The 14142-nt window shown below is 47.3% G+C and carries 10 protein-coding genes; all 10 read left to right on the top strand.

The features are described 5' to 3' along the window. Positions 1 to 51: 51 nt before the first annotated feature. Positions 52 to 1848: an excinuclease ABC subunit UvrC gene (uvrC, locus tag ACT6R0_RS16890; RefSeq protein WP_444655003.1), complete on the top strand. Its 1797-nt coding sequence runs from the start codon at positions 52 to 54 to the stop codon at positions 1846 to 1848. Further along, complete coding sequence (locus ACT6R0_RS16895; protein ID WP_444655005.1) at positions 1848 to 4052, top strand: patatin-like phospholipase family protein; 2205 nt, start codon at positions 1848 to 1850, stop codon at positions 4050 to 4052. The genes uvrC and ACT6R0_RS16895 overlap by 1 nt, the downstream gene beginning before the upstream one ends. A gap of 191 nt (positions 4053 to 4243) precedes the next feature. Further along, complete coding sequence (locus tag ACT6R0_RS16900; protein WP_444655007.1) at positions 4244 to 5722, top strand: APC family permease; 1479 nt, start codon at positions 4244 to 4246, stop codon at positions 5720 to 5722. 294 nt (positions 5723 to 6016) lie between these two features. After that, entirely contained in the window at positions 6017 to 7174 is a 1158-nt protein-coding gene (locus ACT6R0_RS16905) for a homogentisate 1,2-dioxygenase (RefSeq protein ID WP_444655009.1), read from the top strand. 227 nt (positions 7175 to 7401) lie between these two features. Further along, positions 7402 to 8562 (top strand): 4-hydroxyphenylpyruvate dioxygenase, encoded by a 1161-nt coding sequence (gene hppD / locus ACT6R0_RS16910; protein ID WP_444655011.1) that lies wholly within the window; start codon positions 7402 to 7404, stop codon positions 8560 to 8562. A 302-nt stretch (positions 8563 to 8864) separates the two neighbouring features. Further along, positions 8865 to 9632 carry a DUF3108 domain-containing protein gene (locus ACT6R0_RS16915; RefSeq protein ID WP_444655013.1) on the top strand — a complete coding sequence of 256 codons (768 nt, stop codon included), beginning with the start codon at positions 8865 to 8867 and terminating at the stop codon, positions 9630 to 9632. A 2-nt stretch (positions 9633 to 9634) separates the two neighbouring features. Further along, positions 9635 to 10567 (top strand): tryptophan 2,3-dioxygenase family protein, encoded by a 933-nt coding sequence (locus ACT6R0_RS16920; RefSeq protein WP_444655014.1) that lies wholly within the window; start codon positions 9635 to 9637, stop codon positions 10565 to 10567. Between the two features lie 22 nt (positions 10568 to 10589). Then, positions 10590 to 11825, top strand: coding sequence for a peptidoglycan DD-metalloendopeptidase family protein (locus ACT6R0_RS16925; RefSeq protein WP_444655015.1), 1236 nt, complete (start codon positions 10590 to 10592; stop codon positions 11823 to 11825). A gap of 6 nt (positions 11826 to 11831) precedes the next feature. Then, positions 11832 to 13472: a glucose-6-phosphate isomerase gene (pgi, locus tag ACT6R0_RS16930; RefSeq protein WP_444655016.1), complete on the top strand. Its 1641-nt coding sequence runs from the start codon at positions 11832 to 11834 to the stop codon at positions 13470 to 13472. Between the two features lie 202 nt (positions 13473 to 13674). Then, positions 13675 to 14115 carry a hypothetical protein gene (locus tag ACT6R0_RS16935; protein ID WP_444655017.1) on the top strand — a complete coding sequence of 147 codons (441 nt, stop codon included), beginning with the start codon at positions 13675 to 13677 and terminating at the stop codon, positions 14113 to 14115. The last annotated feature ends 27 nt before the right edge of the window (positions 14116 to 14142 follow it).

Genomic DNA, 14142 nt, shown 5'->3' on the forward strand with positions numbered 1-14142 from the left:
CTTATTGTAATGGCCAGTGCACACGATTGATTTGTTCACTAACTTTGCACCATGAATACCCCTTTAGACCTACAGATACAAACATTACCTGACAGCCCCGGCGTTTACCAGTATTTTGACAAAGACGACAAACTGCTGTACGTGGGCAAGGCGAAGAACCTGAAAAAGAGGGTGATGTCATATTTTAATAAAATGCACGATTCGGGCCGCATCAATGTGATGGTGCGCAAGATCGTGAACATAAAGCACATTGTAGTGCTAACCGAAAGCGAGGCACTGCTGTTGGAGAACAATCTGATAAAAAGGCTGCAGCCGCGCTACAACGTACTCCTTAAAGACGACAAGACCTATCCGTGGATATGCATCAAAAAAGAACCATTTCCCAGAATATTCTCCACACGAAAGATCATCAAGGACGGTTCGGAATACTATGGGCCATACACCACTTTCAAGGTAGTATATACGCTGCTCGACCTGATAAAGGAACTATATCCGCTCCGGACCTGCAACTACGACCTGAGCGAGCAGAACATCCGTTCGGGTAAATATAAGGTCTGCCTGGAATACCATTTAGGCAATTGCAAAGGCCCGTGTGAAGGCCATGAGCCGTTTCAAGTGTACCAGCATCACGTGGATGCGATTCGCGAAATCCTGAAAGGTAATTTTAAGGAGAGTCTCAGGGATTTTAAAAAGCGCATGCAGGAGTTCGCCGTGGATATGCGATTTGAGGAGGCCCAGAAAATTAAGGAAAAAATGGACATACTCGAGAATTACCAGTCGCGCAGCACGGTATTCAATCCTAAGATCTCCAATCTTGATGTATTTTCCATTATTTCTGACGAAAGCATGGCCTATGTGAATTTCATACAGGTATCGCACGGTGCCATTATCCGCAGCCATACCATGGAGATAAAGAAAAAGCTGGACGAGCCGGATGAAGAATTGCTGGAACTGGCCGTGGTTGAATTGCGCGAACGTTTCCACCTGCGGTCTAAAGAAATACTGGCATCATTTCCGCTCGAGCTGGGCGAAGGCGTAAATGTGACCGTGCCCAAGCTGGGCGATAAAAAGATGATACTCGACATGAGCGAGCGCAATGCCCGTTATTTCCGACTCGACCAGCTGAAGCAGATAAAGATAGTAGACCCGGACAGGCATACCAACCGCATCATGGCGCAAATGAAAAAAGATCTTCGCCTGCCCGAAGAGCCCCGGCACATTGAGTGTTTCGACAACTCCAACATACAGGGGACCAACCCCGTTGCGGCGTGCGTGGTATTTAAGGATGGCAAGCCCAGCAAAAAGGATTACCGCCATTTCAACATAAAGACCGTTGACGGCCCTAACGATTTTGCCTCGATGGAGGAAGTTGTCTTTCGCCGGTACAAAAGGCTTTTGGAAGAAAATGAACCCCTGCCGCAACTGATCATCATTGATGGTGGAAAGGGGCAATTATCTTCGGCGTTAAAAAGCATCGATGAATTGGGCTTGCGTGGGAAAATCACTATATTGGGCATTGCAAAAAGGCTGGAGGAGATCTTCTATCCCGGCGACTCGGTACCGCTGTACTTAGATAAGAAAAGCGAAACGCTCAAGATCATACAGCACCTGCGGAACGAGGCGCACCGCTTTGGGATCACCTTCCATCGCGACAAGCGAAGCAAGGGTGCGCTGAAAACCTCGATGGACAGCATTCCCGGCATAGGGGAGAAGACCATGGTAACACTGATCACGCATTTCAAGTCGGTAAAGCGGCTTACGGCAGCGCCCGAAGAGGAGATCGCGAAGGTTGTAGGCCCGAGTAAGGCAAAAAAGATCACGGAATATTATAAGGCGAATACAAAATAATGAACAAATTTTTTCTCCTGCTGTCATGCATGCTTGTTTTCTGCTCTGTGAAAGGGCAGGAGAAGAAGGAGGGCAAACCCAAAGTGGGCGTAGTATTGAGCGGTGGCGGTGCCAAAGGCCTCGCACACATAGGCGTCCTGAAAGTGCTGGAAGAAGAGGGCGTTGAGATCTCCTACATAGGCGGTACCAGCATGGGGGCCATTGTGGGTGGGTTATATGCGGCGGGCTACTCGGCTACTGAATTGGACTCGATATTCCGTGTGCTGGATGCCGATGCGCTCCTCCGTGACTATACGCCTCGCGGTTCCAAGAACTTTTTCGAGAAGCGCAACGACGAGCTGTACGCGCTCAGTCTTCCGTTTAAAAAATTCCGCATTGGCTTCCCTGCCGCATTATCCAAGGGGCTTTACAATTATACCACTGTAAACCGCCTTACCGATCACGTGCGCCACATACGCGATTTCGACAGCCTTCCCATTCCGTTCGTCTGTATTGCGACCGATATTGAAACAGGTCGTGAGGTAGTGCTGCGCCGCGGTGTCCTGCCCGATGCGATCCTGGCCAGCGGGGCATTCCCATCATTGTACACCCCTGTGGAAATTGACGGGCGGCTGCTCATCGACGGGGGCGTGAGCAATAATTATCCCATTGAGGAGGTCAAGAAAATGGGTGCCGATATCATTATCGGTGTGGATGTGCAGGATCCGCTCAAGACCCGCGACCAGATAAAGGGCGCTACGGGTGTGCTCATCCAGATAAACAATTACCAGATGATCCAAAAGATGGAAGATAAGCGCGCTATGACGGATATCTACATCAAGCCCGACATTTCGGGATTTTCGGTGGTGTCTTTTGAAGACGGCATCGATATCATAAAGAAAGGTGAGGAAGCGGGCAGGGCGATCATTGACAGGCTGCGGCCACTGGGCGTTGGGCACAGGATAGAAAAAGAGCGTGTGCCGGTACAGGATTCGCTGTATGTGGAGCAGATCAGGATAAATGGACTGAACAACTATACCCGTGCTTATGTTATAGGCAAGCTGAGCTTTAAGCCGGGAAGCAGGATCACGTACGATATTTTCAATAACGGTATCAGCAACCTCAATGCCACGCAAAACTTTACGGGCATTTCGTATTGCTTCGACAAAGGCAACAGGGGCGAGGTACTCAATCTTAAGCTAACAGAGAACCCGGTAGACCGCTACCTGAAATTCGGCCTGCATTATGACGGGCTCTATAAAAGCGCGATACTGGTGAACCTAACGCAAAAAAACCTGATACGCCGCAACGACGTAGCTTCGGTAGACGTGATCTTGGGAGACAACTTTCGTTATAACCTGGATTATTATATTGACAACGGTTTTTACATCAGTTACGGACTGCACTCTCACTTTAACGGCTTTAACCGCAATATTTCGTCTGATTATGTTGTGGGCGAGTTTAGCGATATTTTGGGTGTCGAGTCGGTAAATGTGGATTATTCCGATTGGACCAACCAGATCTACCTGCAAACCATATTCGCGCAACGGTTCCTGTTGGGAGGAGGCCTGGAGTACAAGCATGTAAAGATAAGATCGGAAACGATCCAGGACATCGACCCGGTGTTTGACGATAGCGACTATCTCTCACTCTATGGCTATCTTAAGTTCGATTCCTATGACAGCCAATATTTTCCAAGCGAAGGATGGTTCTTTTCGGGAGAGGCAAAAGCTTTTGTATATTCATCCGACTATACCGGCGGATTTGACCGTTTTACGCTTATAAAAGGGGAGATAGGCACTGCCAAAACGCTATGCAACGGGCTTACGCTCCAGCTGCAGTCGGAAACAGGCCTTTCACTGGGGGAGAACCAGGTGCCTACTTTCGACTTTATGCTTGGGGGCTACGGATATTATATGACCAACAGCTTCCGGCATTTTTACGGCTATGATTTCCTGACCATATCGGGTAACAGCTACATAAAAGGCATGGCGACCCTCGATTATGAGTTTGCCAGGAAAAACCACCTGAACCTCTCTGCCAATTATGCCAATGTTGGCTACAACCTGTATGAGGAAGGTCTGATGTTCTCCTGGCCAAGCTTTAGCGGATATGCCCTTGGCTATGGCATGGAAACGATCATTGGTCCGTTGGAGCTCAAGCACAGCTGGTCGCCCGAAACCCACAAGCATACTACATGGGTAAGCGTTGGCTTTTGGTTTTAATTGGTTGTTGACAGGTTTATTTGTTCATGTGTTTATATATCCGGGGTGGAATAAAGCAGATCTATTCGTAACAAATCCATTAAATAAACGTATAACCGTATCAACGAATAAACAAATCAACCTTTTACAGTTAAAAACTTCATAATTTTATTAAAAACCCTATATTTGGGACTTTAATAAAACAAATCTATATGTCTAAGTGGAGAGTCAAACCTGTTTCTGCCTTTGAGGCAGACATGAAAAAGAGTGAATTAAAGCGGGTACTTGGAAAGTGGAGTCTTACGGCCATTGGTATCGGGGCCATTATTGGCGGCGGTATCTTCGTACTTACGGGTACGGGTGCCTACAACCACGCGGGGCCTGCATTGGCGCTTTCGTTCGTTATAGCAGGTATTGCCTGTGTATTCGCGGCGCTTTGCTATTCTGAATTTTCATCCATACTTCCGGTAGAAGGCTCTGCTTACGCGTATGCCTATGGTACCATAGGCGAGGTATTTGCCTGGATCATTGGTTGGGGCCTTATCCTCGAGTATGCCATGGGATCAATGACGGTTGCCGTGTCCTGGTCGGGATATTTTAATAAGATGCTCCATATGTTCGGGATATCGCTCCCCGACTACCTCACCACCGACCCTTCAAGTTATACCGGCGAAGGCTTCTCGATGAACCTTCCGGCATTACTCATAGTACTGTTCGTAGTGGGGATCCTTACAAGGGGAACATCGGGTGCCGCAAAAGCGAATAACTTTATTGTAATACTTAAAGTTTCTGCTGTAATATTCGTGATCGTGGCGGGGCTTTTCTTTATCAATATGGACAACTGGTCGCCATTCATTCCCGAGGCGAAGACTATAATGGTTGACGGAAAGCCGCACGAGGCTTATGGTATTGGCGGTGTCATTTCCGGGGCTGCAGCGATATTCTTTGCCTATGTAGGCTTTGATGCTGTTTCTACCCAGGCCGGTGAAGCCATCAATCCTAAAAAAGACATTCCATTTGCGATCATTGCATCATTACTTGCCTGTACGGCGCTTTACATCATGGTATCGTTGGTGCTGACAGGTATGATGGATTACCAGAATTTTGACCCGCAGGGCGCCTATCCTGAAGCTATCAAGGCTCCGGTAGCCTATGCATTTGATATTGCAGGGCAGGCCTGGGCAGGATATATCATCACCATTGCCGCAACTATAGGCTTGATCTCGGTACTGATGGTAATGATCATGGGGCAGTCGAGGATCTTCCTTGGTATGTCAAAAGATGGCCTTATCCCTCCTGTATTCTCAAGGGTCCACCCAATAACAGGCACGCCAAAAAGGAACCTTATCATATTGGGTACTTTCATTTCTATAGTAGCTGCCTTTACACCGATCAGTAAACTGGCCGACATGACCAGCTTTGGTACGTTGTTCGCCTTTACAATGGTATGCATTGCGGTGTGGATATTAAGGATAAAGCAGCCGCACCTGGAGCGCACCTTTAAAGTGCCCGCACTTCCGGTGATCGCGGTTTGTGGCATCGCTATCAACATCTACCTGATGATCAACCTGAGCGTAGATGCGCAATTGCTGTCGCTGTCATGGCTTGTGGTAGGGATATTGGTATATTTCTCCTATGGTAAGCGTAAGAGCAAGCTGGCTAACCCGCCGATCGATAATACAGAACTATAAGATCTTATACAAGCAAACACACCTGAAGTCCTGATAGTGAAAACTGTCGGGATTTTTTTGTTGTGTAAGATGGTGGAAGTACGGTGCCAGATATGAAGGCACACGGATCAGATCGCAAGACTTCAGACATTTTTTTCGCTAATATTCAATCAAAAAACCAAAATTTTCCGATATTTGTAATATGAACTCACAATGGGCCGGTTTATTAGGATATTTAAAATACCTCATTAAGAGAAATCCGGAATGAGGCAATAGTGGTATGCGGACTATTGTTTAATACTAATCATTTCAAATATGCCTATATATCATAAACTGGGAAATTTCCCTCAAAAACGTCACACACAGTTCGAGAAGCCCAATGGCGGCCTCTACTACGAGCAGCTGTTCGGTACCGAGGGTTTCCATGGTCATTCATCGCTTTCCTACCATGTGCACAGGCCAACGCAGGTAAAGGAGATACTGAGATCCTACTCTGTAGAGCCAAAGATCGCGATCGGCAAGAACATCAGATCACTACTTTTCAAAGGCTTTGAGCTGAAGCCTGAAGATGACTTCCTGGACAGCCGCAAAGCCATGCTGGTAAACCGTGACTGTATCATAGGACTGGCAGCTCCAAGAAGATCCCTGAGGGAATATTTCTACAAAAATGCCGATGCCGATGAGATGCTTTTCATCCACAAAGGCAAGGGCAAGCTGCGCACCTTTATGGGCAACATATCCTTTGAGTACGGCGATTACCTTATCATTCCGCGCGGGATGATCTACCAGATCGAATTTGAGACCGAGGATAACCGTATCTTTTATGTAGAATCCATAGCGCCGTTCTATACACCTAAGCGTTATAAAAACAGCAGCGGCCAGCATCTGGAGCATTCGCCTTTTTGCGAAAGGGACTTCAAATTGCCTAACGAACTGGAAACGTATGACGAGAAAGGTGATTTCCTTATCAAGATAAAAAAGGAAGGCATGATGCATGAAGTGGTATATGCCACGCACCCGTTCGACGTAATAGGGTGGGATGGCTACAACTTCCCGTACGGCTTCAGTATCCATGATTTTGAGCCTATTACAGGGCGCGTACACCAGCCGCCTCCGGTACACCAGACATTTGAGACATCTACATTCGTAGTGTGCTCATTCTGCCCAAGGCTGTACGACTACCACCCGAAAGCGATACCGGCGCCATACAACCACAGCAACATCGACAGCGATGAGGTGTTGTACTATGTGGATGGCGATTTCATGAGCCGCAACAACATTGAGCAGGGCCACATTACCCTGCACCCGAAAGGCATCCCGCACGGTCCTGCACCTGGCGCGATGGAGCGAAGCATAGGTCATACTGAAACCCAGGAGCTGGCCGTGATGGTAGATACCTTCCGCCCGCTGATGGTAACCGAAGAGGCCATGGGCCTTGATGACGGGCAGTATTATAGATCGTGGGTAGAGTAACAGACCTCACCCCCAGCCCCTCTCCGAAGGAGAGGGGAGCAGATACATTGCACCGATAAATTATTCACCACGATTTTCACGCTCCAATGCCCCTCTCTTTGGAGAGGGGGTAGGCTTGAGGTCAGAGACAATATCCATACCGTTACCCTCTTCCTTGGAGAGGCCTGGGAGAGGAACAACAACAACACAACAACTGACACCACGTCAGTTAATTAAAACATAAACTAATGGAAAAAGAAGTTAAAAGTGTCGAGTACGGACTCGAAAAAATATTTGAAGGCGCGCAGGATTTCCTGCCGCTTATGGGTACTGATTATGTAGAATTCATTGTGGGCAACGCCAAGCAGGCAGCGCACTATTATAAAACGGCTTTCGGCTACCAGTCATTAGCGTATGCCGGATTGGAAACAGGCCTTAGGGACCGCGCGTCGTATGTGTTGGTCCAGGACAAGATCCGCATCGTTCTTACTACGCCGCTTACTGCCGATTCGCCGCTTAACGACCATCTCGTAAAGCACGGCGATGGCGTAAAAGTCGTAGCCCTTTGGGTAGAGGATGCCCGCAGATCGTTCGAAGAAACGACCAAACGTGGTGCCAGGGTATTCATGGAACCAACAGTGGAAACTGATGAGTTTGGCGAAGTGGTGCGTGCCGGTATCTATACTTATGGCGAAACGGTACACATGTTCGTAGAGCGTAAAAACTACAACGGTGTGTTCCTTCCGGGCTACCGTGAGTGGAAGAGCGACTATAACCCGGAGCCGACCGGACTTAAATATGTAGACCACATGGTGGGCAACGTGGGATGGAACGAAATGAACACGTGGGTAAAATGGTATGAGGAGGTAATGGGCTTTGTGAACTTCCTGTCGTTTGACGACAAGCAGATCAATACCGAATATTCGGCACTGATGAGTAAGGTAATGAGCAATGGCAACGGTAGGATCAAGTTCCCGATCAATGAGCCTGCTGAAGGCAAAAAGCGTTCGCAGATCGAGGAATACCTTGATTTTTACGGAGGGCCGGGCGTTCAGCATATCGCGATCGCTACAGATGATATCATCAAAACGGTATCGGACCTGAAGTCAAGGGGCGTCGAGTTCCTTTCGCGTCCGCCGCGTTCTTATTATGAGGCCATACCGGAACGCCTTGGCAAGCACATGGGTATGATGAAGGAAGATATGGAAAAACTGGAGGAGCTGGCCATTATGATCGACGCTGATGAAGAAGGCTACCTACTGCAGATATTTACCAAGCCGGTAGAGGACAGGCCAACGCTTTTTTATGAGATCATCCAGCGTATGGGTGCCCGCGGATTTGGCGCGGGGAACTTTAAAGCGCTGTTTGAGAGCATAGAACGCGAACAGGCATTGAGAGGAACGCTATAAAAATGTTCTTTTTTTGAAAGATGTATAATTTTCAATCTTCCAAAAGGCTATTTTTTGCATAATAAGTGTTAAAGTATAATTTTTATAAATTATTCTTCAATAAAGCATCTACTTTTGCACTCGAAAATCGGAGGGAGGTCATAGGCCCCCGGTCTTTAAAGTAAATTTTCATAATTTATAGTTTTTTGGTTGGTTAATAGCATAAAAACCCGGTCATTATTTTGACTGGGTTTTTTTGTTTTAGTATTTTTGGAACAGAAATTGCAATTATGGCAGGTATCCACAAAAAACAAAAAATTACCATGAGAAGATTGATAGCAATGATTTTGCTTCTGACGGCCTGCAATGCATTTTCACAGGGGGCTTTTACAACGGGGGAATATTTTAAGTTCCGCATCCATTATGGGGTTGTAAATGCCGGTTATGCGACACTGGAGGTTAAGGAAGCACTGAGGAACGGTAAGAAGATCCACCACGTAGTAGGTAAGGGCTATACTTCCGGAATGACCAAATTTTTCTTTAAGGTAGACGATACCTACGAAAGCTATTTCGACAAAGCGACCAGCAAGCCCTACCAGCACCTGCGCAAGATCGACGAGGGCGGGTATGAGAAACACCAGGAGGCTTTTTTCCAGCAGGCAAATAATACCGTTACCGTAAAGGACAGGAAGAAGAATAAGGAAAAGACTTATTCCGTTCCTGAAAAGGTACAGGATGTCGTTTCGGCATTCTATTACCTTAGGAACCACCCCGCCATCAATACGATGAAAGTCAATGAGTACATAGCGCTTGATATGTTTTTTGACGATGAGGTGATAAAATTTAAGCTGAAATACATTGGCAAAGAAGATATAAAAACTAAATTTGGAACCGTTTCCACGATGGTGTTCAGGCCTATGGTCCAGTCGGGTCGTGTATTCAAAGAGGAAGAGAGTTTAACGGTCTGGGTTTCAGACGATGATAATAAAATCCCGGTACGTATCAAAGCAAGCCTTGCGGTTGGGTCGCTGAAAGCAGACCTTGAATCCTACAGGGGACTTGCCCATCCGTTCACGGTTAAAAAGAAATAAGCATGGAGTTGACAGCCCCGATACAGGAAAAATTAAACGACCTTGATGAAAAATTCCGGGCAATAAACCAAAAGACAGAAACCCACCTCGAAGGACTTCTTTGGGCTAAGCCGATAACGTATTGGGATTACATCCAGACCGATGCACTGCTTAATTTGCAGATACAAAGAACCACACTGCCGGACGAAATGGTGTTCATCATGTACCACCAGATCAACGAGCTGCTGTTTAAAATGATACTTTGGGAAGTGGAGCAGCTTTGCCACAACGAAGCGCCTTCCACTTCTTTTTTTACCGAAAAGCTGATGCGTATCAGCCGCTATTTTGACATGCTGACCACCTCGTTCGACATTATGGGCGACGGCATGCAGGTAGAGCAGTACATGAAGTTCCGCAATACCCTTACCCCGGCCAGCGGCTTCCAGAGCGCGCAGTACCGCCTTATAGAATTTGCCAGCACCGACCTCATTAACCTTATCGATTACCGCTACCGCGCTACCATAGACCGCAATACGTCCTATGAGCACGCGCTGGAGCACCTATACTGGCAGGCGGCAGGCAAGGACTACCACACCGGCGAAAAGAGCTACCTGCTTGCCGAATTTGAGCGCAAGTACAAGGGAGAGTTCCTTCGGCACATGGAAGAATACAACACCATCAACATCTGGCAAAAATTCAGGCAGCTGCCGGAAGCCGATCAAAAAGATGCAATGCTCATAAAAGCCATGCGCCACTATGACTATACGGTGAACGTGACGTGGGTTATGGGCCATCTTAATACCGCAAAAAAATATATTGAAAGCGTTTCCGGGCCGCAGGAAGCTACCGGCGGAAGCGACTGGAAAAAATACATGCACCCCAAATACCAGCGCAGGATATTTTTCCCTGAGCTGTGGAGCGAGGAAGAATTGAAGTCGTGGGGAGAGAATGTATAATTGAATAAACAAGTGAGCACAATTGAAGTACCTGGCCTCCATACTATTACTATTCACGCTATTTGCCTGTAAGGAAGACGAACAAACCACAAAGCCTAAGCCTGTTGCCAAACCTGTCGCGCCCGTGACCAAAGAATTCGGCTTTACGCTCGAAGAATTCAAGGTGGTGCGCGATACCATTAACAATGGGGATACGTTTGGGAAACTTTTGAGCGAAGAAGGGTACGATGGCGCACAGGTACATAAGATCACCGAAGCCATTAAAGATTCTTTCGACCTGCGTAACATCCGCGTAGGCAAGCCGTTCACAATGCTGAAAGACAGATCTGCCCCGAACAAGCTGCAGGTATTCATCTACCAGCCCGACAACATGAGCTATTATGTTGTTGATCTTCGGGACTCCATAGCAAAAGCTACAAAAACTATTAAGCCCGTTACCATTAAGCGCCGTGTCATCGCTGCCGAAATTGAAGGCTCGCTGGCGGAAACACTTTCCAAGGCAGGTGCAACTCCCGCGCTGGCACACGAACTCTCCGAAATTTATGCATGGAGCATCGACTTCTTTAAAATTCAAAAAGGTGATAAATTTGCCGTAACGGTAAACGAAAAATACATCGACGGTACCCAATATGCCGGGCTTGACAACATCGAGGCATCTTACTTTGAATACAAGGGCAAAAAAATATATGCCTTCCCGTTCAAACAGGATGAGAACGCAAAGCGATATGACTTTTACGACGAGGAAGGTAAGGTGCTCAAGAGCATGTTCCTGAAGGCGCCATTGCAGTTTAGCCGTATCAGTTCCCGATTCTCGCCAAAGCGTTTCCATCCGGTACAGCAGACGTGGAAGGCACATAATGGCACCGACTATGCCGCACCTCACGGTACACCCATCATGACCACGGCCAACGGCGTTGTAGAGCGCACAGGCTATACCTCGGGTAATGGTAACTTTGTAAAAGTGAAACACAACGGCACCTATTCTACCCAGTACCTGCACATGTCGAAGATCAAGGTAAGGCAGGGGCAGAGGGTAAGCCAGGGCGACGTTATAGGGCTTGTAGGCAGTACAGGCCTTGCAACAGGGCCGCACGTATGCTACCGTTTCTGGAAGAATGGCGTGCAGGTGGATGCCCTGCGTCAAAAGCTGCCAAGCTCCGAGCCGATGTCGGCAAAGCATAAGCCGCGCTTCGTAGCCTATATGACCCCGCTCAAAAAAGAGCTGGACAGTATTTCGAACATCAAATTCCAAAAATAAATTCACATGGCACTACAAAACATTGATCCGTCCGGTACCGCCGCATGGCAGGGATTGCGCGCGCATTTTGACGAAATGCAGCACGCCTCAATGCCGGAAATGTTCGCGGCAGACAACGGCAGGGCAGAAAAATTCCACATACAATGGGAAGACTTCCTGGTGGATTATTCTAAAAATATCATCAACGAAAAAACAATTTCGCTTCTGCAAAACCTTGCTAAGGAAGTAGGCCTTTCCGGTGCCATACAAAGCTACTTTGGCGGAGAGGCCATAAACCGAACTGAGGGAAGGGCAGTGCTGCATACAGCATTACGCGCGCCTGAGAGCGCCGATGTGAAGGTGGACGGCGTGAATGTGCTTCCCGAAATATATGCGGTTAAAAGCAAGCTAAAGCAGTTTTGCGAAGAGGTCATAAGCGGGAGCAGGAAAGGCTACACAGGCAAGGCTTTTACCGATGTAGTGAACATTGGTATCGGCGGTTCAGACCTTGGGCCTGCCATGGTGGTGGAGTCGCTGAAATTTTATAAGAACCACCTGAATGTGCGCTTCATATCTAACGTAGATGGCGATCACGTAATGGAAAGCCTTAAGGGCCTTGATCCTGAAACCACGCTTTTTGTAGTGGCGTCTAAAACATTTACCACACAGGAAACACTTACCAATGCTGAAACCGCAAGGGGATGGTTCCTTAAGTCGGCGAAGCAGGAAGATGTGGCGAAGCATTTTGTGGCCGTATCGACCAACATCAAAAAGGTAACGGAATTTGGCATTGCCGAAGCTAATATCTTCCCGATGTGGGACTGGGTTGGCGGGCGTTTCTCGCTATGGAGCGCGGTGGGCCTGACAATTGCGCTGGCGGTAGGCTTTGATAATTTTGACGACCTGCTGAAGGGCGCCAACGAAATGGATGAGCATTTCCGTACGGCCGATCATGATAAGAACCTCCCTGTGGTGCTGGCATTGCTTAGCATTTGGTACAACAATTTCTTCGGTGCCGAAAGTGAAGCGCTGATACCGTATACCCAATACCTTGAAAAGCTGGCTCCCTACCTGCAACAGGGTATTATGGAGAGTAACGGCAAGAGCGTTGGCCGCGACGGGGATCCGGTGAATTACCAAACGGGGACCATCATCTGGGGTGAGCCGGGTACCAATTCGCAGCATGCCTTTTTCCAATTGATCCATCAGGGGACCAAACTTATCCCGACGGATTTTATTGGGTTCATTGAACCGCTTCACGGCAACAAAGACCATCATGATAAGCTGATGTCGAACTTCTTTGCCCAGACCGAGGCATTGCTTAACGGCAAAACCGAAACTCAGGTAAAAGACGAGTTTGAAAAACAGGGCGTAACGGGTGACAAAGCGGCTTATTTGCTTCCGTTCAAAGTATTCGCAGGCAACAAGCCGACCAATACATTCCTCATCAAAAAGCTTACACCAAAGACGCTTGGTGCGCTAGTAGCTTTGTATGAGCACAAGATATTCGTACAGGGCGTTATTTGGAATATTTTTAGCTATGACCAGTGGGGCGTGGAACTTGGGAAGCAATTAGCTAACTCTATCCTCGACGAGATAAACACCGGGGAAGTAAAACAGCATGACGGTTCAACGACGCTATTGTTGAAAACTTTTTTAGGTAAATAATTTAGCCCGCACAGACTTTTAAAAATCCCTGTGGTTCATTGCGATCACAGGGATTTTTGTTTATGGTTTGAAGTTAAATTCGAGCATTAAACATCTTACACACAGCCAATAATCCTCTGTTAACAACTAATTAACAGGGGATTTTGGGTTGACTTTCGTACGTAATGTGTTATATTTGCTTTTCCTAAAAATTAGAAAAACTATGTACGAAGGTGTTTTGGGCCTCCATTCTTATTGGGCATACGCGGTTTTAGTATTGCTGGTCATTGCCATCCTTAATGCCTTTTCGGGCCTTTCATCCAAGAGGGCTTTTACACCAAAAGACAGGCAGATATCCATGATCGCCATGGTATTCACGCACGTACAATTTGTAATAGGACTAGTATTGATCTTTGTTTCCCCCGCAATGGCTATCGCCAGATCTGCCGGTATGGGAACAGTGATGAAAGACAGTAGCCTGCGTTTGCTGATTGTAGAGCACCCGCTTGTAAACCTGATAGCGATTACCCTTATCACGATAGGATGGTCGAAGCACAAAAAGACAGAGGAATCTGCTAAAAAATTCAAGAGTATCGGAATATTATATGCTATAGGATTAGTGCTGCTTTTAAGCAGGATACCATACGGACAATGGTTCGATTAAGCTAACCCTACGAAGCCCTCAGTGGGC

The sequence above is a fragment of the Flavobacterium sp. genome, assembly GCF_052437795.1.
In the GTDB taxonomy this organism is placed as follows: Bacteria; Bacteroidota; Bacteroidia; order Flavobacteriales; family Flavobacteriaceae; genus Flavobacterium.

Coding starts and splice junctions, on each gene's coding strand:
- ACT6R0_RS16895 (WP_444655005.1), top strand. CDS start 1,848: ATGAACAAATTTTTTCTCCTGCTGTCATGCATGCTTGTTTTCTGCTCT.
- ACT6R0_RS16915 (WP_444655013.1), top strand. CDS start 8,865: ATGAGAAGATTGATAGCAATGATTTTGCTTCTGACGGCCTGCAATGCA.
- ACT6R0_RS16935 (WP_444655017.1), top strand. CDS start 13,675: ATGTACGAAGGTGTTTTGGGCCTCCATTCTTATTGGGCATACGCGGTT.
- ACT6R0_RS16900 (WP_444655007.1), top strand. CDS start 4,244: ATGTCTAAGTGGAGAGTCAAACCTGTTTCTGCCTTTGAGGCAGACATG.
- ACT6R0_RS16920 (WP_444655014.1), top strand. CDS start 9,635: ATGGAGTTGACAGCCCCGATACAGGAAAAATTAAACGACCTTGATGAA.
- uvrC (WP_444655003.1), top strand. CDS start 52: ATGAATACCCCTTTAGACCTACAGATACAAACATTACCTGACAGCCCC.
- ACT6R0_RS16905 (WP_444655009.1), top strand. CDS start 6,017: ATGCCTATATATCATAAACTGGGAAATTTCCCTCAAAAACGTCACACA.
- pgi (WP_444655016.1), top strand. CDS start 11,832: ATGGCACTACAAAACATTGATCCGTCCGGTACCGCCGCATGGCAGGGA.
- hppD (WP_444655011.1), top strand. CDS start 7,402: ATGGAAAAAGAAGTTAAAAGTGTCGAGTACGGACTCGAAAAAATATTT.